General features: G+C 66.3%; 16 protein-coding genes. 11 read left to right on the forward strand and 5 right to left on the reverse strand.

Features of this window, described 5'->3' with window-relative positions; all coding sequences use genetic code 11:
* Window positions 1–73: 73 nt before the first annotated feature.
* Window positions 74–661 carry a hypothetical protein gene (locus LDO86_RS04390; protein WP_018771396.1) on the forward strand — a complete coding sequence of 196 codons (588 nt, stop codon included), beginning with the start codon at window positions 74–76 and terminating at the stop codon, window positions 659–661.
* 182 nt (window positions 662–843) lie between these two features.
* Here the strand turns inward: LDO86_RS04390 and LDO86_RS04395 are convergent, their stop codons facing one another.
* The gene (locus LDO86_RS04395; protein WP_026266094.1) at window positions 844–1485 is read right to left on the reverse strand and encodes a transglycosylase family protein; all 642 of its coding nucleotides are present in this window, start codon (window positions 1483–1485) and stop codon (window positions 844–846) included.
* A 339-nt stretch (window positions 1486–1824) separates the two neighbouring features.
* Between LDO86_RS04395 and LDO86_RS04400 the strand changes: the two genes are divergently transcribed.
* From LDO86_RS04400 to LDO86_RS04410, 3 genes are all read left to right on the forward strand, one after another.
* Window positions 1825–2859, forward strand: coding sequence for an adenosine deaminase (locus tag LDO86_RS04400; RefSeq protein ID WP_051081444.1), 1035 nt, complete (start codon window positions 1825–1827; stop codon window positions 2857–2859).
* A gap of 261 nt (window positions 2860–3120) precedes the next feature.
* Complete coding sequence (locus LDO86_RS04405; protein WP_018771393.1) at window positions 3121–4062, forward strand: glycosidase; 942 nt, start codon at window positions 3121–3123, stop codon at window positions 4060–4062.
* A 105-nt stretch (window positions 4063–4167) separates the two neighbouring features.
* Window positions 4168–4482: an acylphosphatase gene (locus LDO86_RS04410; protein WP_018771392.1), complete on the forward strand. Its 315-nt coding sequence runs from the start codon at window positions 4168–4170 to the stop codon at window positions 4480–4482.
* A 54-nt stretch (window positions 4483–4536) separates the two neighbouring features.
* Here the strand turns inward: LDO86_RS04410 and LDO86_RS04415 are convergent, their stop codons facing one another.
* Window positions 4537–8184, reverse strand: coding sequence for a TM0106 family RecB-like putative nuclease (locus LDO86_RS04415; protein ID WP_018771391.1), 3648 nt, complete (start codon window positions 8182–8184; stop codon window positions 4537–4539).
* A gap of 335 nt (window positions 8185–8519) precedes the next feature.
* Between LDO86_RS04415 and LDO86_RS04420 the strand changes: the two genes are divergently transcribed.
* A complete protein-coding gene (locus tag LDO86_RS04420; RefSeq protein WP_018771390.1) occupies window positions 8520–8783 on the forward strand; it encodes a hypothetical protein in 264 nt (87 codons plus the stop codon).
* 78 nt (window positions 8784–8861) lie between these two features.
* Here LDO86_RS04420 and LDO86_RS04425 read toward each other — a convergent pair whose 3' ends face one another.
* On the reverse strand, window positions 8862–9587 hold the full coding sequence (locus LDO86_RS04425; protein ID WP_026266093.1) for a GntR family transcriptional regulator: 726 nt from the start codon (window positions 9585–9587) through the stop codon (window positions 8862–8864).
* A gap of 185 nt (window positions 9588–9772) precedes the next feature.
* On the opposite strand from LDO86_RS04425, the gene LDO86_RS04430 reads away from it, so the two are divergent.
* From LDO86_RS04430 to eda, 6 genes are all read left to right on the forward strand, one after another.
* Window positions 9773–11170 carry an MFS transporter gene (locus LDO86_RS04430; protein ID WP_018771388.1) on the forward strand — a complete coding sequence of 466 codons (1398 nt, stop codon included), beginning with the start codon at window positions 9773–9775 and terminating at the stop codon, window positions 11168–11170.
* Entirely contained in the window at window positions 11167–12195 is a 1029-nt protein-coding gene (locus tag LDO86_RS04435) for an L-idonate 5-dehydrogenase (RefSeq protein WP_018771387.1), read from the forward strand. Before LDO86_RS04430 ends, LDO86_RS04435 begins: the two co-directional genes overlap by 4 nt.
* A 100-nt stretch (window positions 12196–12295) precedes the next feature.
* Window positions 12296–13507: a D-mannonate dehydratase ManD gene (manD, locus tag LDO86_RS04440; RefSeq protein WP_018771386.1), complete on the forward strand. Its 1212-nt coding sequence runs from the start codon at window positions 12296–12298 to the stop codon at window positions 13505–13507.
* Window positions 13504–14490, forward strand: coding sequence for a PfkB family carbohydrate kinase (locus LDO86_RS04445; protein ID WP_018771385.1), 987 nt, complete (start codon window positions 13504–13506; stop codon window positions 14488–14490). Before manD ends, LDO86_RS04445 begins: the two co-directional genes overlap by 4 nt.
* Window positions 14491–14570: 80 nt before the next feature.
* Window positions 14571–15944, forward strand: a complete 1374-nt coding sequence (locus LDO86_RS04450) for a mannitol dehydrogenase family protein (RefSeq protein ID WP_263422043.1) — start codon at window positions 14571–14573, stop codon at window positions 15942–15944.
* Complete coding sequence (eda, locus tag LDO86_RS04455; RefSeq protein ID WP_018771383.1) at window positions 15937–16563, forward strand: bifunctional 4-hydroxy-2-oxoglutarate aldolase/2-dehydro-3-deoxy-phosphogluconate aldolase; 627 nt, start codon at window positions 15937–15939, stop codon at window positions 16561–16563. The genes LDO86_RS04450 and eda overlap by 8 nt, the downstream gene beginning before the upstream one ends.
* 24 nt (window positions 16564–16587) lie before the next feature.
* On the opposite strand, the gene LDO86_RS04460 is transcribed toward eda, so the two are convergent.
* Window positions 16588–17790, reverse strand: coding sequence for a TerC family protein (locus tag LDO86_RS04460; RefSeq protein WP_018771382.1), 1203 nt, complete (start codon window positions 17788–17790; stop codon window positions 16588–16590).
* A 37-nt stretch (window positions 17791–17827) separates the two neighbouring features.
* Complete coding sequence (locus LDO86_RS04465) at window positions 17828–19564, reverse strand: ATP-dependent DNA helicase RecQ (RefSeq protein ID WP_018771381.1); 1737 nt, start codon at window positions 19562–19564, stop codon at window positions 17828–17830.
* Window positions 19565–19743 lie beyond the last annotated feature (179 nt).

Consider the following 19743-nt stretch of genomic DNA (forward strand, 5'->3'; position numbering starts at 1 on the left):
GACGCATGCATACGACGTTCAGGTTAAACCACTAAGATCACCGCAACCCCAACCGCGTTTCGGAAGCTCTCTCATGACATCTACACCTGACAAAGCAGTCGCCCACGCCCGCACCGCCCTGCCCCGTTTCGGGCAGATGCTGGCCCCGGAAGCCCAGGGAATCCTGGTCCTCGACGAGTTCACCATCGATCCCGCCGCCGCGCGCAAGGACCAGCACCGGTTCCGCGACGGCATGGCCACCGTGGCCAGGACGGTCCGGCGGATCGCCGCCCTTCGCGTGGTCATCGCGCTTGTGGCCATTGGCAACCTGCCCCTGTTCCTGCTGTCCAGCGGCGTGTGGATCTACGGAGTCTCACTCGCCCTGGTCGTTGCGGTCCACGCAGCAGTGACGCTGCTCAACCGGCACGAACCGCGGCTCAAGCAGCGCTCCGCCCTGGAACTGCACATGCACCGCGAACGCAGCGCCAACTACCGCAAGGTGCGCGACGCCGTGAAATACATGATCGACACCCCCAGCCGCATGAACGAGCACCTCTACCTGGAGTTGCTGGCCGTCAAGCGTGTCGCCCTGAACCTTGCGCACGGCACGGTTGCCCTGCTGGACACCAGCGACGACTCCGCCTGGAAGGTGCGGATCGTCCGCGAACTGCCGGCCAGCTGACCGGCGGTTCCCTGCCGACTCCGGCAGCGGCCCGGGAATTAAAAGAACGACGCCGGCACATCCCTTGTGGGGGTGTGCCGGCGTCGTCTTTTGGTCAACGGAATTTGTCTATCGCCGACCTGTCTGTGTCGCCTTCCAAAAGGCGGGCGGCCAGGGGGCCGCTGGTGATGCCGCCTCAGGCGTTACGCGGGAAGCTGGATAACCTGTCCCTCGAACACGAGGTTCGGATCCGAAATGGTGTCCAGGTTGGCGTCGGCAAGATGCTGCCAGCCGCCCTGGATGCCCAGCTTGTCGGCAACAATGCTCAAGGTATCCCCGGCCTGAAGCGTGTAGGTCTCGCCGCTAAGGGCAACCGACGTAGCATGCCGCGGCGCCGGTGCCTGCTTAACCGGAGCACTTTGAGCCGGGGCACTTTGAACCTGGACGCTCTGCGTGGGAGCAGCCTGGACGGGCGCGCTCTGGACCGGGGCTCCGCCGCCACCGCTCAGGCCGAGCTGGGACGCGCAGGAGGGCCAGGCACCCCAACCCTGGGAGGCCTGGACCCGCTCCGCTACCGCGATCTGCTGTTCACGGGTGGCATCCGCGGGGGAGCCGGTTCCGCCGTAAGCGGCCCAGGTGCTGGAGGTAAACTGCAGGCCGCCGGAGAAGCCGTTACCGGTGTTGATGGACCAATTGCCGCCGCTCTCGCACTGGGCGAGTGCATCCCAGGTGGAGGTCGGGGTGGCTGCGTTGGCCGCCGTGGCTGAGAGGGCCAAACCTGCCGCGGAGACGGCGGCCAGGGTGACTCCACGGCGTGCGGCAGTACGGAATTTGGTGTTTTTCATGATGGTGATGCTCCTGAAGGCCACCAGCGCTGGTTCCGTCCCCGGAGATCGTCGCGCCACTGCCCGCCCCTGACAAATAGAGGTCACTGTCGGTGGCTGCCGCTGGGCAGTTCTGGTGGAGGCAGCACCGGGCAATCAAAGAGCCCGCCGGGCGGGCATGCATTTCACGCTAGGACATCGCTTGGGCGTTATCAAATCGAGATTCCAGCAGGGGTGTCGGGTAGGTGCAGTGCATCTGCGGGGAGCCGGCGGTCTTTAAGGCGTCGAAGTCCCGGGCAGGCGCAAAACCGGGAGGGGCACTATCCTGACCGGATGGACAACTTTGCCGGCGGCAGCACCATGCCCGAAACCGAAACGGACCCTGCGGAACCCGCAGCCCCTGCCAAGCCCCTCCCGGTGGCAGAACTGCACCTGCACATCGAGGGCACGCTGCAGCCCGAGCTCATCTTTGCCTTGGCCGAGCGCAACGGTATTGCGCTGCCGTATTCCGGTCTGGACGAACTCCGCGAGAAGTATGAGTTCACGGATCTGCAGTCCTTCCTTGACCTCTACTACGCCAACATGGCGGTGCTGCGAACCGAGCAGGACTTTGCGGACATGACCCGGGCCTACCTGGAGCGGGCTGCTGCCGCCGGGGTCCGGCACGCGGAAATCATGATGGACCCGCAGGCGCACCTCTCCCGCGGCATTCCCCTTGAGGCGTGCGTCAGGGGTGTGGCATCGGTGCTGGCGACCTCGGAGGAGGAATACGGTATCTCCACCATCCTGATCGCGGCATTCCTCCGGGACCTGCCGGAGGACTCCGCGCTGGAAGTCCTCGGCCGGCTGCTGGCCATGAATGCGCCCATCGGTGCCATCGGCCTGGATTCGGCCGAAGTGGGAAACCCGCCGTCCAAGTTTGAGCGGCTGTACGCGAAGGCGCGTGAAGCAGGCCTGCGGTTGACGGCGCACGCGGGGGAGGAGGGCCCGGCGTCGTACATCATCGAAGCCCTGGACCTCCTGGGCGTGGAGCGGATCGACCACGGCATCCGCTGCATGGATGACCCCGACCTGGTGGAGCGCCTGGTGGACGAACGCATTCCCCTGACGGTCTGTCCCCTGTCCAACGTCCGGCTCCGTGCCGTGGACACCCTGGCCGACCATCCGTTGCCCGCGATGCTGGCCGCCGGACTCAACGTCTCGGTCAACTCAGACGATCCCGCCTACTTCGGCGGCTACGTGGATGACAACTTTGCGCAGCTGACTTCGGTGTTTGAACTCTCTGATTTCGACAGGGCACGCCTTGCAGCGAACTCCATCCATTCCTCGTTCGCGTCAGAGGAGCGGAAAGCGGAGCTGCTGGCGGAATTGAACGGCAGGGAAGTGTCCGACTGACCGCTGCTGTGTCGGGGGCAACAGCCGGTCTTTCTGCCCGGTAAACTAAGTGCCGCAGGCGTGTCTGGGGAGTGCAGGGCAGCATCCATGCCAGCACTCGAGGGTTATGCAGACAGCCCTTACCCGAGACCTCCGCCTCACTTGCGGCACTATCCGCTTCATAGTCGGTCACGACACGCAGAATTTACCAATTAAAGTCGCGCGATTTAATCGGCTGTTGGCAAGATGCCTAAGACCGATCGCTTTTATATAAGGGGAATCATGGCCAAGTCCACCGCAGAAAACACCTACCTTCGACTCAAGACCGTGCTCGATGTCCTGACCGAAGGCGTGTGGTCCGGCGATGCACTGAATGCAGGCCAGGTCCTGGCGGAAGCAACTGCCCGCGTGCCGTTCAACGAGCATGAGGCAGAACTTCTCAGCGGCGGAATCCCGCGCGGCCACAAGACCCTCACCTCCGCCACCGCCAAGCTGGTCAAGGCCGGCTGGCTGATCAAGGGCCGCTCGGGCTGGACCATCACCGAGGACGGCATGCGCGCTACCGTCGCCTTCCCCGACGCTGATTCCTTCGCCGCAGCGCTCGACGCCGGCACTCCCGTCCCTGCCGATACTCCCGTTCCCACGGCTCCCGAAGGCTTTGTCCGCCCGGTCTCCGCCGCCGCGGCGACGCTGGAGGTTCCGGCCAAGGAGGAGGCTCCGAAGAAGACCGCCAGGAAGGCTCCCGCGAAGAAGGCCGCCTCGGCGGTGGGCAAGGCAGCCAAGGCGATCGAAGACGCCGTCGAACCCGTAGTGAAGGCAGTACGCAAGGGCAAGGCTTCGGCCAAGGACAAGGCAGCAGCAGCCCCCGCTGCCGAGACCTCCGCCGCCACCGAGCCGTTCGAGGGCCCGGACGTTGAAACCCTTCCGCAGCCCGAAGCTGTGGCCTTGGCTGGTGACTTCAACACCATCCTGGGTGCCCCGGAGAACTGGGCACCGCAGTACGACGAAGCGCAGATGGAATTCGATTTCCTGGACCAGCTGTGGAAGAAGAGCGCCGAGCTTCCCGCCGGGTTCTACACCTTCAAGATCGCCCTCAACCGATCCTGGACTGAGAACTACGGTGCCTTCGGCACGTTCGACGGTCCCAACCACGAGTTGCACCACGCCGGCGGCAAGGTGACCATCCGCTACAACCACGCCACCCGCGACATCACCATCAACTAAGGGATGCATCCGCCCGGCCGGGCCGCGCTGACTGTCGTTTCCAAACAACGGTGACAGGTAGCGCGGCCCGGCCGGGACGGCAAGCTGCGGACGAGGAGGTCCACCATGGGTAGGCACGCAGGGCCCGCGCAGGAAAACCCGGCGCAGGCCAATATCCGGCTGGACGCGCGCGTGTCCGGCATGGTGCAGGCTGTGGGCTTCCGCTTCCGGACCATGGGCCAGGCTGAGGACCTTGGACTTTCCGGCGAAGTGAAGAACCTCGACGACGGTTCGGTTTCCGTGGTGGCCGAGGGGCCCGAGCCGAAGGTGCGCCAGCTCCTGGAGTGGCTCAAATCCGGCCGCACGCCGGGCCGGGTGGACAACGTGGAGGCATCGATGTCCGAAGCCTCCGGTCAATTCCGGGGCTTCCGGGCGCACTGAGCCGCTCCCGCGGCAGCGACGTTCCCGCGGCGCCGTCAGGGGGCCTGTCCCGCGCTAATCCCGCGGACTAAGCCCGATGAAGGCCCCGAGTTCCTCCAGCCCCGCGGGCTTGTGCGGCATGTAGCTGGTGAGGTCGGGGGAACGGATGATGACCGCGCGCCACTGGCCGCGGGACACCGCCACGTTGATGCGGTTCCGGTTGAGCAGGAACTCCGCTCCCCGCGGAGCCTCTGACACGGCCGAGCATGCCATGGAGACCAGCACCACGGGAGCTTCCTGGCCCTGGAACTTGTCCACGGTGCCCACCCGGACATCGGGCAGTCCGGCCTCCGCCAGGTGCCTGCGGATCAGGTGGACCTGGGCGTTGTAGGCGGCCACCACCAGCAGGTCCTGCTGCCCGAGGGGGCGGGATTCGGTCTCCGGGCCGCAGGTCCATTTCAGGCCAAGGTGCCGGCGGGCCTGGCTTACCACTTCTGCAGCTTCTTCTTTTGACGCGGTGGCGTTGCCGGTGTGGTTGACGAACACCGTCTCCACCCCGGGCGCCAGGACCTCCAGTTCGCGAAGGGACGCGGCCGGAGCCGATGCCAGCCTTCCCTCGTAGCTGAGGTTCGACACTGCCCGGCACAGGTCCGGATGCATCCGCCAGGTATCGGCGAGGAAGTAGCCCAGGCTTACGGGAAGGGTGGCGTGGCCGGCCGCGAGCCAGCCAAGCGCGGACTGGTCCACTGGTTCCGGGTGCGCGCCCTGGGTGACTTGCGGGAGCTGCTGGGGATCGCCAAGCAGGAGCAGCCGCGTACCCGCGACGCTGACCGCCAGGGTGTTGGCCAGCGAGAACTGCCCGGCCTCGTCAATGACCAGGAGATCGAGGGACCCGGCGGGGACTTCCTTGCCGGTCATGGTCCAGGCGGTGCCGCCCACCAGGCATCCGCCCGGGGATGCCAGCAGGCGGGACACGTCGCCTTCTGAGGTGAGGTTCCAGGGGACAGGATGGGGTGCGGCCAGTTTCTTGCCCACCACCTGGGGGTCCACTCCGCCGGTTTCGATTGCCCGGCAGAGCAGGTTTTCCACCACGTTGTGGGACTGGGCAACCACCCCGACCTTCCAGCCCTCGGCCACCAGCCTGCCGATGACATGGGCACCAACGTAGGTTTTGCCTGTCCCTGGCGGACCCTGGACGGCCAGATAGGAGTGGTCCAGGTCCCGCAAAGATTCGGTGATGGCCGGCGCGTAATCGGCTGAACCATCGTCGCCATGCCGGACGTCCGCCGGCCCTGGCAGCGAGTGGAACCGCGGCGGCAACTTGCGCAGGATGTCCAGGCCCGGTTGCGCGGGGAGGGACGGCACCGAAGCCCCGACAGCGCTGGCGATGTCCGCGATGGCTGCTTCAATGCTGGCGGTGGCCAGGGGCTGGTCCTCCGTGAGTGCCACCGGAAGGTGCGGATAGGCGCGAACTTTCCCGGTCTCCCGCTCGGCAATGGTCACGAAGTGTTCCGGGCTGTCCGGTGCCGGCTCCAGTTCGCTGATCCTGGTCCCGAAGGAGTAGGCCCTGGTCCCCGGGGCAGCGTCCGGGGCGGTCATGCCATCAGGTCCCGGGGCGTCGTACAGCCGGCACCAGTTGGAGTCGGCGCGGAAATCGGAGCCCTCCGTCATGGTGCCTCGGAGCTTCAGGACGCGGGTTTGCATCCGTTCCCGGGGCTTGGCCAACGCCCAGTCCGAGACGACTTCCGCTGACGATACAACGAACACGTTGCGTTGGTCGGACCAGTTTTCCAGCGGCGCCTCGACCCGGTCGAAGTGTTGCCACCAGAACTGCTTGCGCTCACGCCGGTGATATCCGGTGGCTGCCGCAACCATGGCGATGGCACGCTCGTCGTCAGTCCACGGGCGGTTGTCCGGCAGGCCGGCAAGATACTCGCGGAGCCGACGTTCTTCGGCGGTTTCGTCCTGTGCATCCTGGCGTCCGTCGACTGCGGGATCTGTCGGGGGAGCAACGGTCAAAGCAGCCGCCGCAGGGGCGTCCCCTGACGCTTGGGCGTCCGCACGGGCCACGGAAGCGATTCGAAGCAACCAGTCACGCAGCCGAAGGGTGGAGAGGCAGTCGTACCGGTTGTAGTCGGAAATCGACGCCAGGATGGTGTCGGCCTCGTCCTGCCGCCCTTCATCGCGGGCGGCACAATAGGCGGCGTAGGCCACCACCGAAGCGCCGGCGTCCTTGACTTCCCCGGACCGGAGGTTGTCTCCCATGTACAGCGGTTCAAGCTTCTTGATGGAGTACGACGCCTCCGAGATCCGAAGGGAATGCCGCACCGTGGCGTACAGGTCCACCAGCAGCCCCTGCCGGAGCCAGTCATCCACCGTGTCCTCGCCCGCCTGGTGCGCAAGCGAAAGGTTCCGCAGCGCGGTCTTTTCGTACGGGGCGTAGTGGTAAACGTGCATGTCCGGGTACCGGGCACGCCGCTTTTCCACGTAGTCCAGGAAGTCCAGGAAGGCGCGGCGCTCCCCGGAACGGGAGTGCGCCCAGAACGGGCGGAAGACGGGATCGCCTTCCGCACCAGGCACCGGGGCCTCGATGACGCCAAAGAGGTACTCAATGCCCCACGCGCCGGTGGCCGGGTCCTGCCACAGCGGATCGCCCTCGAAGTCGAAGAAGATGTCCCCGGCACTGGGGGCGGGCAGCGATCCGATGGTGTTGTCCGGAAGGACCGTGTAGGAGACCGTGTGCGGCTGGCCATCCTTGGTAAATGTCCTCGAGCCTGCGGGCTGGTCCAGGCCCAGCTGCATCCTCGCCTGGGCGCGGAGCCGGGCCACGGAGTTCCTGGCTTCGCCGGCCGGCATGGCTGCCAGTTCATCGATGCTGGTGATCTTCGCAGCATGAAGTTTCCGTCGCTGGACCACGGACATGCCCGCCACCATCAGCAGATCCCTGTGCAACTTCACCTGCTCGGCGCAGTAGTCGCAGCGCCCGCAATGCACGACGCCGGGCTGCTGCCACTGGACGGGACCATCGGCCGCCCGGTGGGTGGCTGTGAGTTGGCGGAAGCGCCGCCGTCGTTCACGGAAAACGGGCAGCAGGTCCGGCAGGGAATGGCTGCTCCGCAGCCAATCGTCGCCGACGCGGGTGCCGAGGACCAGCGTGACGGCGGGGGAGGGATCCAGCCCCATCCCGAGGAGCTGGTCGCCGTAGGCAGCCAGCTGCAGCAGGGCCCCCACCTTGGCGTGCCGGGCAAGTTTGGTGTCCCAGACCTCGTACCGGCCGGGGTTCCCGGTGCCTGCCGCCTCATTGACCAGGAAATCCGCGTAACCAAGGAACTCGCCGTCGAAGAAGGTGGCCTGGAACACGACGTCCGCCCCGGACCGCAGGGCAAGTTCGGTCTCTGCGTGTTTCGCCTGAAGCTCGCCCCGGAGGTTTTGGCCGCGGTCCAGTGAGTAGACGCCGGACCCGCGGCCCGCGTCCCATTGGCCGTACTTGGCCACCAGGCTGGCCAGCACGGTCTGTTCATGCCGGTCGCCCAGTTCGCCGGCGCGCTTCTGCATCTCATCGACCGGGAACTCTGCCTTGGGAGTACGCCCCAGCTTTTCGTCCAGGATTCGCAGCGTGCGGTACTCACACTCGGAAGCTGCCACAAGGTCGCTGGCGGAGAAGACCAGGTCCGGCGGCGCAGCGGATCCGGCATGATGACCGGCAGCGTCCAGCAGAAACACGGGGCCTCCCCAACTGTTTGCGGGCCCGGAGACGGTTTCCCTGGCCTGGAATCAAACCTAGCAAGAGGGACTGACAAACAGGCACCGTGGGTAATTGGTTAGCCCATTTGGGTGGTTGGAATTTCCGTGGACGCCGGAGTCCCGCAGCAGTACCCTTTCAGTGCGGGCAGCCGCCACAAGCGCCTGGCCGGGAGATGAAGAAGGCGCCCATCCAACTCCGGCGCCGCGTTTGGGTCTGCGATCTGGGGGCAACCAACCGGCCCTATCGGCTGCTGCGGGCCTTGGCCGCCGCCGGCAGCTAACGGAAATCCCATATCCCAGAAACGGTTCCAGTCATGACTGTCCTTCTTCGCCGCGCTGCCATCTTCAGCCTCGCCGGGCTGTCCATCCTCGCTGGGAGCGCCGCTCCGGCCCAGGCAACCAACGACGCCGCCAGTTGCGTCGGAATTATTGTTTCCACCCAGGCGCAGGCAGGGGAGCTTGACGTGAACTACTTCAAGGACCTGGCTGATGACGAAGACGCACCCAATTTCGGGCAATTCGTCCAAGGCGGTGCGCACTTGCACTACGGCTCGATGGAGGCATGCCTTCCTGATTAGCTCCTGATCAGCCAGCCTGACCAGGGCGCGCGCGACGGCGGGACTTCCCGCCGTCGTCGGCCGCACACCTTGGGTGACTTAAGTCAGGCGGGCAACGCTCCGCCGTGAAGGACGCCGGGCAGCCGCGTCGGAGAACAGCTCCGGGGTGGATTCCTGGATGCGCTGGACGTCCTCGAAGACGGCGCGAAGGTGAAGGCGCAGGCGGCTGTCCGCGTTGGAGAGGTCGTTGGCTTCCAGTGCGTCCACCACGGCCGTGTGCTGCTCGATCAAGGTGGAAACGGGCCGGGTGTCCAGCAGGCTCATCCGGCGCGCCCGGTCCAGGTGTGCCTTGGCGGAGTTGACCGCACTCCAGGCGGATTCGTGTCCGGCCAGGCGCAGGAGTTCCCGGTGGAAATCCTCGTCCAGCCGGAAGAATTCCTCCACGTCGCCGCTGGCGTCAGCATCCGACTGCGCCTTGAGAATACCCCGCAGGACGCCGATGCCTTCCGCGTCCACGGCGAGATCCCGGAGCGACGCGCACTCGATGGCTTCGCGGATGAACTGCGCTTCGGAGACCCGCGCCAGGTCCACCAGCGAGACGAACGAGCCGATCTGGGGAAAGACCTGCACCAGTCCTTCCTCGCGGAGCAGGATGAGGCTCTCGCGTACCGGCGTGCGGCTGACGCCCAGCTCCTGCGCCAGCTCGTTCTCGGATAGGGGCTCGCCCGGCGGGAGTTGCAGCGAGATGATCCTGCTGCGGAGCGTCTCGAGGGTTTGGTCGCGCACCGAAAGCCGGGGGGAAGCACCTCTTTTGTCCGTTGCCATGCCATTAGTCTAGCCCGTTGACACACTAGAATGGTAGTGCTTGTATGGTAGTAGAAATCGAAGTGCTGCCGGTTCACTGATGCCCATCCGAGGGGCCCGGCCGGGCAGTCCACAGCTTTCCGCTGTTCAATCCCCTTCAACGTTTTTCCTCCCCCTAGACAGCATCACCTGCAAAGGAGCAACTGATGACCGAAAGCATTGCACCGCCTACCAGCAGCAAGGTTGAAGCCCGGAACACCCGCGACCTCGCAAAGGTGGCCGTCTCCGGCTGGCTTGGCACGGCCATGGAATTCATGGACTTCCAGCTGTACTCCCTGGCAGCCGCCATCGTCTTCAACAAGATCTTCTTCCCGGACGTCAGCCCCGTCATCGGCCTGATCGCCGCGATGGCCACCTACGGCGTGGGGTACGTTGCCCGCCTCTTCGGTGCCGTCTACTTCGGCCGCATGGGCGACCGCATCGGCCGCAAGAAGGTCCTGTACATCACCATCGCCCTGATGGGTGCCTCCACCACCCTGATCGGCGTACTTCCCACCTACGCCATGGTGGGCATCTGGGCACCCATCCTCCTGGTGGCCCTGCGCCTCATCCAGGGTTTCGGGGCCGGCGCGGAAATCGCGGGTGCCACGGTGATGCTGGCGGAGTTCGCTTCGGCTCGCCGACGCGGCATCATCTCTTCCCTGGTCTGCCTGGGCACCAACTCCGGAACCCTGGGCGCCTCGGCATTGTGGGCCATCCTGGTCAGTTCCCTTTCGCAGGAGGACCTGCTGAGCTGGGGCTGGCGCGTCCCGTTCCTTGCCAGCTTCGTGATCATGCTGTTCGCCGTCTGGATCCGCCGCTCCATCAAGGAAAGCCCGGTCTTCGAACAGCGTGCCGACGTGGTTGACGGCGTGGCACTCACCAAGGACAAGATCAAGAGCGCAGCCGCAAAGGCCCCCGAACTCGCGGGAACCAGCACCATCGAAGCTGCCCTGCACCAGAAGAAGGGCAAGGCGTTCCTGATCGCACTGGGCCTGCGCTTTGGCCAGGCCGGCAACTCCGGACTGGTGCAGACCTTCCTGGTGGGCTACCTGGCCACCGTCCTGATGACGGACAAGAGCGTGGGCACCAACGCGATCATGTACGGCTCGATCCTCGGCTTCGTCACCATCCCCTTGATTGGCCTCCTTGGTGACCGCTTCGGCCGCCGCCCCCTGTACCTGGTGCTCAGCGCCCTCACTGCCCTCTACGCCATCCCGATGATGCTCATGATCACCAGCGGCAATTCGGCGCTTATCACCATCGCCATGGTCATCGGCCTGAACCTGGGCGTGCTGAGCCTCTTCGCCATGGAAAGCGTCACCATGGCCGAGTTCTTCGGTGCCCGCACCCGCTTCACGCAACTGGCGCTCGCCAAGGAGATCGGCGGCATCCTGGCCACAGCCATCGGCCCGCTGCTGGCGGCAACGCTTACCGCAGTCACCGGACACTGGTGGCCGCTCGCCGCCATGGTCATCGGCTACTCGCTGATCACCCTGGTCTCCGCAGCTGTTGGCCCCGAGGTCCGCGGCCGGGACATGGTCCGCCTGGAGGACGCAGTATGAAGGCAGTCGTCGTCCACGGTGCCAACGACCTCCGCATCGGTGACCGGCCCGAGCCCGTCGCCGGGCCGGGAGAGGTAGTGCTCGACGTCGAATGGGGCGGCATTTGCGGCAGCGACCTTTCGTACTGGCGCCACGGAGCGTCGGGTACCGCGGCGCTGAAGTCACCGCTCGTCCTGGGGCACGAGGTGGCGGGCCGGATCGCCAAGCTGGGCGCCGGCGTCGAACATCTCGAAGTGGGCCAGCCCGTCACGGTGCATCCGGCCGAACTGGTGGGGGACGGCGCGCTGCCGGAGCGGCTCCGGGGCCGGACCAACCTCTACCCGCAGATCAGGTACTTCGGTTCGGCGGCGTTCGACCCCCACACCGACGGTGGGTTCAGCGAACGGAAACTCGCCAAGGCATTCCAGGTCCGGCCGCTTCCGGACGGGGTGGACACCCTCCGCGGGGCACTGGCGGAGCCGCTCGCCGTCGCCATGCATGCCGTCAGCCGCGCCGGCAGCCTTCGAGGCCGCGACGTGCTGGTCAACGGTGCCGGTCCCATCGGGTCGCTGGTCACGGCGGCCGCCAAGTACGCCGGAGCCCGGACCGTAATTGCCACCGACATCAGCGACGCGTCCCTGCGGATTGCCAAGGCCATGGGCGCAGACGAGGTACTGAACGTCTCGGACACTGCGCTCCCCACGGACATGGAGTTCGTCTTCGAGGCCACCGGGATCCCTGCCGTTTTGGGCGGAGTCCTGCGCGCCACGGCCCGCGGCGGCACCGTCGTCCAGGTGGGCAACCTGCCCGGCACCCCTGCGGCCTCCGCGCTGGGGGACCTGGTTACACGTGAAATCACCTGGATCGGGTCCTACAGGTTCGTGGATGAAATCACCGATGCCTTGCAGGCCATGAAGGACGGCCTGGACGTCTCGCCCATCATCACCCACAAGTTCGCCATCGAGGACGCGGCGCAAGCCATGCAAACCGCCGCGGACCCCGCGGCCGGCAGCAGCAAGGTCATGCTCCGCCTCAGCTCGGACTGACACCCACCCCACCGAAACAGCGGTAAGTGCCCGTTCTGAACTCTCACAACGGGCACTTACCGTCAACGAACATTGCATACCACCATGAGAAGGACTCCCAGTGAAGATCACCGACGCACGGGTTGTGGTTTCGTCGCCCGGACGGAACTACGTCACGCTCGTAATTGAAACCGAGGACGGCATCACCGGCATCGGCGACGCCACTTTGAACGGTCGCGAGCTGGCTGTAGCCTCCTATCTCTCCGAGCACCTCTGCCCGTTGCTCATCGGCCGCGATGCCCGCCGCATCGAGGATGCCTGGCAGTACTTCTACAAGGGCGCCTACTGGCGCCGCGGCCCGGTGACCATGACGGCCATCGCAGCCATCGACGTCGCACTCTGGGACATCAAGGGCAAGGCGGCCGGCATGCCGGTCTATGAACTCCTGGGCGGCGCGGCCCGCGAGGGCGTGATGGTCTACGGACACGCCAGCGGCACCACCCTTGAGGACCTCAGCGCAGACTTCCAGCATCACCTGGACCTTGGCTACAAGGCCATCCGCGCCCAGGCAGCCGTGCCCGGCCTGGACAAGACCTACGGGATCGCCCCCGTGGACGGCAGACTCTACGAGCCGGCCAGCGGCAACGTGCCCCAGGAAGACGCCTGGGAGACCACCGCCTACCTGGACTTCGCACCGAAAATGATGGCCCACGTCCGAGGGGAGTTCGGCTACGGCGTCCACGTCCTGCACGATGTCCATCACCGGCTCACGCCCATCGAAGCAGGCCGGCTTGGCGCCTCCCTTGAGCAGTACCGGCCGTTTTGGATCGAGGACCCGACGCCGGCCGAAGACCAGTCGGCATTCCGCCTGATCCGCCAGCACACCACCACCCCCGTCGCCGTGGGTGAGGTGTTCAACTCGATCTGGGACTGCCAGCAGCTCATCACCGAACGCCTGATCGACTACATCCGCACCTCCGTCTCGCACGCCGGCGGCATCACGCACCTGCGCCGCATCTTCTCCCTCGCAGACCTCTACGGCGTGCGCTCGGGCTCGCACGGCGCAGGTGATCTGTCGCCGGCCTCGTTCGCAGCCGCACTGCACGTTGACATGAGCATCCCCAACTTCGGCATCCAGGAATACATGGGCCACCGCGACCCCGCCGGGGAAGTCTTCACCACCTCCTACACCTTCAGCGACGGCTACATGCACCCCGGGGACGCTCCCGGCATCGGCGTAGAGTTCAATGAGGAAGCCGCCGTACGCTTCCCCTTCGACCCCAAGTACCTGCCGGTGAACCGGCGCCTGGACGGATCGGTGCACGACTGGTGAACACTGCAGCCCACCAACCCTTTGACGTGGTGGTGATGGGGGAGATCCTCGTCGAAGTCGCCACCGACCTTCCCTTTGCCCACGGCGTTCCCGCGCAGCTTGGCATCTCCGGCGACGCCCTCAACGTCGCAGCCTCCGCCGCCGCCGCAGGCGCCACGGTAGGCCTGTTGTCCGTGCTGACCGATGACGAATTGGGCCACGCCATTGCCGCCCGTATCGCCGAACTGGGCGTTTCGACCGACCTTCTAAAGTTCCGGCGCGGCCAGCAGGGCGTTTACCTCGTCCACAGCGATCCTGCCGGCGAACGCGAGTTCTCCTACGCCCGCAGCGGCAGCGTGGGTTCCACCCTGGGCCCGGAGGACGTCGATCCCGAAGTTGTCGCGGCAGCCGGGGCCCTGGTGGCGGGCGGCATCGCCTGCGCCATTTCACCAACGTCGCGCGCCGCCGTCGTCAAAGCTGCCGGCCTGGCCACACGCTTTGTCTACGATCCCAATTACCGCCCCCGCCTCACCACCGTGGAAGAGGCGACGGCGGCACTCACCGCCCTGGCGCCGCAGGCCTTCCTGGTCACGCCGTCATTCCCCGGCGAGACGGATGCCCTGCTGGGCGTTGCCTCTCCGCAGGAGGCCGCGGCCAAGCTGCGCTCGCTGGGTACCGCCAACGTTGCCGTCACCTGTGGGGCGGAAGGGGTCCAGCTCGAATGGAGCGGCGACGCCGCCCAAGGTGCCGGCTCTGCGTGGGTGCCGGCGGTTCCCGCCCCCGCCGTGGTGGACCAGACCGGTGCCGGGGACGCGTTCGTTGGGACGCTCACCGCGCGTCTGGTGCTGGGCGACGACTTCCCGACGGCGGCACGTTTCGGGGCTGCCGCATCGTCGCTGGTGGTGGGCGGCAAGGGCGGTACCGGTTTCATCCCCACATTCGAACAGACCAGGGCGCACGCCTCCGGGAACTTCTCCGAAGGAGCGCAGCCATCGAACGCCTGACTACATCTTCCCTGGCAACCAGCGGACACCACGCCGGCATCAAGCGGGACAAACTGCAGCCCGGCATCGTCCACCTGGGCCTGGGAGCCTTCGCGCGCGCCCACACCGCGGTCTTCACGGAAGACGCAATGCTTGCCGCCGGCGACTTCGAGTGGGGGATCATCGGGGTCACCCAGCGTTCCAGCACCGTGGCCCGGCAACTGGCGCCCCAGGATGGCTTGTTCACCGTGGCAGAACGGGGAGGCAACGCCGCCCCGCTGCGTGTGGTCTCCAGCATCGTCGACGCCATATCCGGGCGCGACAACCCCGAACCGGTGGTCGAGCGGATCGCCGCACCGGCCACAAAGATCGTCACCCTCACCATCACGGAAAAGGGATACCGGTTCGATCCGAAAACCCGCACCCTTGACCTGCAGGACCCGGAAGTCCAGGCGGACCTCTCGGGACGCCCGCCGCGTACCGCCATCGGGCAAATTGTCCGTGGCCTGCAGCAACGGCCACTCACGGGTGCCGGAGCCATCACCGTGGTGTCCTGCGACAACCTGCCCGGCAACGGCGAACTGACCGGAACCCTGGTCCGGAATTTCGCGGCCGCCCTGCCCGCACCTGAAAGCGAACCCCTGCTGGTCTGGTTGGCAGGAAAGGCAACCTTCCCCAGCACCATGGTCGACCGGATGGTGCCGGCCAGCACGCCAGGCGACCTGGCCGGCGTCGAACGTGAACTTGGCCTTCGGGACGAAGCCGCCGTGGTGGCCGAACCCTTCAAGCAATGGGTGATTGAGGACAATTTCGCCGCCGGCAGGCCGCGCTGGGAGGATGCCGGGGCGGTGTTCAGCACCGACGTCGCCGCGTGGGAGGCAGCCAAGCTGAGGCTGCTGAACGCCAGCCATTCGATGCTGGCCTATCTGGGGCTCGCCGCGGGCAAGGAAACCATCAGCGACGCCGTGGCCGTGGACGCGTTCCACACCGCCTGCCGGCGCATGATGCTCCAGGAAGCGCTGCCCACCATCACCCTCCCGGCCGGGCTGGGCGGGGAGCAGTACTGCGACGAGGTGCTCCGCCGCTTCGCCAACCCCGCCCTGGGCCACACCACCGCGAAAGTGGGCAGCGACGGTTCCCAGAAGATAGGGCTGCGCCTGCTGCCCACCATCAGGGGAACGCTCGACGCCGGCCGCGAACCCCGCTGGGCTGGGCTCGCCATTGCCGCGTGGATGCACCATGTGGCCGCCACCCTGGAAACCGACCTCAACGATCCGCTGGCCGCGGAGCTGAACGCAACACTGCCGGCCGCCAGGGACGCCGACAGCGTGGTGCCTGCACTGCTGGGCTTCCGGCCCGTTTTTGACCAGGACCTGGCGGAACATGGCGGCTTCCGCAACCTGCTCCTGCACTGGTACCGCATCATCGAAACCAACGGGCCGGACGGCCTGGGAAATGAGATCAACCATGGCTGACGCATCAGGCGTCCTTGGCGTTTCACCTGTCATCCCGGTGGTCACCATCGACGACGCCCAGGATGCGGTGCCCCTGGCCCGTGCCCTGGCGGACGGCGGCGTGAAGACCATCGAGCTGACGCTGCGCACCGACTCCGCGCTGACCTCGCTGAAGCTGATCGCCGAGGAGGTGCCGGACATCCTGGTGGGCGCCGGCACCATCCTCACGCCGGGCCAGGCCGACGCCGCCGTCCAAGCGGGTGCCACATTCCTGGTCAGCCCCGGTGTCACCCCGGCCCTGCTCAAGCACATGCTGTCCCTGGACGTCCCGGTGCTGCCCGGCGTCGCCACCGTGGGCGAGGTAATGGCCGTCCTGGAAGCCGGATTGGATGCGATGAAGTTCTTCCCCGCCGGGCCTGCAGGCGGTCCGTCCTATCTGGCGGCCATCGGGGCGCCCCTCCCGCACGTGCAGTTCTGCCCCACCGGCGGCATCAGCCTGGCCACCGCCCCGGATTACCTTCGGCTGCCGAATGTGGCCTGCGTGGGCGGCAGCTGGCTCACTCCGGCGGACGCCGTCGCGGCCAAGGACTGGGCGCGGATCACCAGCCTGGCCAGCGGGGCGGCCGCGCTGGGCCGGTAATCCACCCCGCAAGCCGGCCGGGCGTCAGCTCTCGGCTGCGGCAGCCCGGACCTGGGCTTTGTCGTGCTCCGCGTGGGCGTTGCGCAGCAGCTCCATGAACTCGGTTTCGTTGCGGACCAGCCGCTTGTACTTCTCGGGAAGCTTGCGGATCTGGTTTTCTTCGCGGCACATCTTGGCGAAGATCTTGTCGCGTTCGGCCATGTCCGTCTCGTAGTTGAGGTCCATGTATTCCGTGGCGTGGCGCCGCGCCCCGGACACCGCGTTCTTGGCCTTGCCCTTGGGGCTGAAGATGGACGCCAGGATGGTCACCACCAGGACACCCAGGATGACGCCCAGCGAGACGACGGTGCTGACCTCCACCACGTTGACGTGCTTGCCGTCATTGATGAAGGGAAGGGTGTTCTCGTGCAGGGCGTGCAGGATGAGCTTCACGCCGATGAAACCCAGAATGACCGCCAGGCCGTACGAAAGGAAGATCAGCCGGTCCAGCAGGCCGTCAATCAGGAAGAACAGCTGGCGCAGGCCCATCAGCGAGAACGCGGTGGCGGTGAACACGATGAACACGTTCTGGGTGAGGCCGAAGATGGCCGGAATTGAATCCAGGGCGAACAGGATGTCCGTGCCGCCGATGGCCACCATCACCAGCAGCATCGGCGTCAGGACCCGCTTGCCGTTCTCCACCGTGAAGAGTTTGTCGCCGTCGTAGTGTTGCGACGCCGGCAGGAGCTTCCTGGCGAGCCGGACCACCAGGCCTTCGGAGTCGTCGTCGTGGCTGTCGGGTTTGAGCAGGTTGCCGGCGGTGAGCAGCAGGATGAGCCCGAAGATGTAGAACACCCAGGCAAAACTGTTGATCAGTGCCGCGCCCAGGAAGATGAACGCCGTGCGGGCGATCAGGGAGAACACGATGCCGAACAGCAGCACCTTTTGCTGGTCCGCGCGGGGCACCTTGAAACTGGCCATGATGATGAGGAAGACGAAGAGGTTGTCCACTGACAACGCCTTCTCCGTCACGTAACCGGCAAAATATTCCGTCCCCATGTCGGGTCCGCCGAACACCAGTACGGCCAGCCCGAACAGCACGGCAATTCCCACGTAGATCGCGGACCAGGTGGCGGATTCCTTGAGGGAGGGCGTGTGCGCCTTACGGACGTGGAAGAAGAAGTCGAAGGCCAGCAGCCCCACGATTCCCGCAATGGTCAGGGTCCAGATATAAGCAGATACTTCCACGCGGCGGGCCTTTCGTCGGAGGGTCCCTCCAGCCTACCTAAGCGGGCTTCAGGAGTTCGTGCTCCATGACGGCGGTCCGGGACAGCGTCTTGTACCCCTCCTGTTCAAAGAGCACCGTGATGACGTCGTCCTCATGCCGCATCACCAGGCCGGGCCCCCACTCCTTGTGCACCACCGCGGACTGCAGCGGGAAAGGCTCGGCGGCGGCGGAAGCCGGCCCGCCGCCGTCGGACGCCTTGCCCGGCTGTTTCTTCCCCTGCTTTTGCTTGGCGTGGGACTTCTTTCCCGCCTTCCCCTCGTCCGGCTGCCCCGCGTCCCCCGAAGCGGCAGCAGCGCACCCGTCGCAGTTTCCGCACGGCTCCGGCAGGTCCTCGCCGAAGTAGCCCAGCAGGAACTGCCGCCGGCAGCCGTCCGTCTCCGCGTACGCACGCATCATGGTCAGCCGGGACTGGTCCACGCGCTGCCGGGCTTCGGCGAGTTCGACGGCGTCGTCCACCAGTGCGGGCAGCTTGGCTTTGGAGGTCAGCCGGATGCCCCGCTTGCCTGTGCTCACGGCGCCAACCTCCTCCAGCTGGTTGATGAGTCCCGTGATGCGGCGGGCGGGTAACCCGGTGAGCTCGGCCAGGGACGCCTTCGGCGCGGGAGCCTTGGCGGCCTTGAGGATCTTCAGCACGGCCAGGAGGGAACCGGGGTCGGGGGAGTGGGTGCCGAAGAACTTCCGCAGGCCCAGGTCCTCGGAGCGGTAATGCAGCACGGCGGATGCGGGTTCGCCATCCCTGCCTGCCCGACCGATCTCCTGGTAGTAGGAGTCCAGCGACTCCGGAATGTCGGCATGCACCACGAACCGGACGTTCGGCTTGTCGATGCCCATGCCGAACGCCGTGGTGGCAACCACGACGTCCAGCTGGTCAGCCAGGAACAGCTCATGGATGTGTTCCCGGTCCCTCGCGGAACGGCCGGCATGGTAAGCCTCCGCGCGCAGCCCCTCCTTGACCAGCTTGGCCGCGTATTTCTCCGTGTCCTTCCGGGTGGCCGCATACAGCAGGCCTCGACCCTTCCCGGCCAGCTCCGCCACCTGCTCAAGGACGGCCTTGCGCTTGCCCTTGTCCTCATGGTGGCGGACCACATCGAGGCTGATGTTGGGCCGGTCGAAGCCATGGACCAGGACCAGTGGCTGGTTCATGCCCAGCCGCTCCACGATCTCGTCCCTAACCGGCGGGGAGGCCGTAGCGGTCAAGGCAGCCACGGGCGGATTGCCCAGCTGTTCCCGGACATTGCCGAGGGCGAGGTAGTCAGGTCGGAAATCGTGGCCCCAGGAGGAAACGCAGTGGGCCTCGTCCACCACGAAGAGGGAGATGCCCAGGGCTTTGATGCGGTCTACGGTTGACTGCTTGGCCAGCTGTTCGGGGGCGAGGAACAGGAACACGGCCCGGCCATCCTCGGCGGCCTGCCATGACGCCTCGACTTCGGCGTCACTGTGCGAGGAGTTGATGGCCACAGCGGCATCCGGCCCGAGCGCCTGGGCCAGGCCGTCCAACTGGTCCTCCTGCAGGGCAATAAGCGGTGAAACCACGACGGCGGGACGTCCGGTGGTCCTGTGCAGGTGCAGGGCGGCGACCTGGTAGATGGCGGATTTGCCATATCCGGTGGGCATCACGGCCAGGACGTCGCGGCCGTCCGCAAGGGCTGCCATGCCGGCCAACTGGCCGTCCCGCAGGTGGGGCAGCGAGAAGGGTGATTCAGCAAGGGCCCGGAGGGCTGGTTCGTCGGCCATGGAAAGCGGCTCCGCACAGAAGAAAACTGCGGCCGCTTGCTTCAGCCGTAGGAACCACCCTACGCCAGCCCCGCGCCGCCGTCGTAAACCTTCGGGCGTAGGTGGAAAAGCAGGCCGGACAGGGTGTCAGCCTACGGGCCTGCCGGCCGGCGGCCGTCCTTGACTTCAGGGGCAGCCTC

This window comes from Arthrobacter sp. StoSoilB19 (genome assembly GCF_019977275.1).
Classification (GTDB): domain Bacteria; phylum Actinomycetota; class Actinomycetes; order Actinomycetales; family Micrococcaceae; genus Arthrobacter.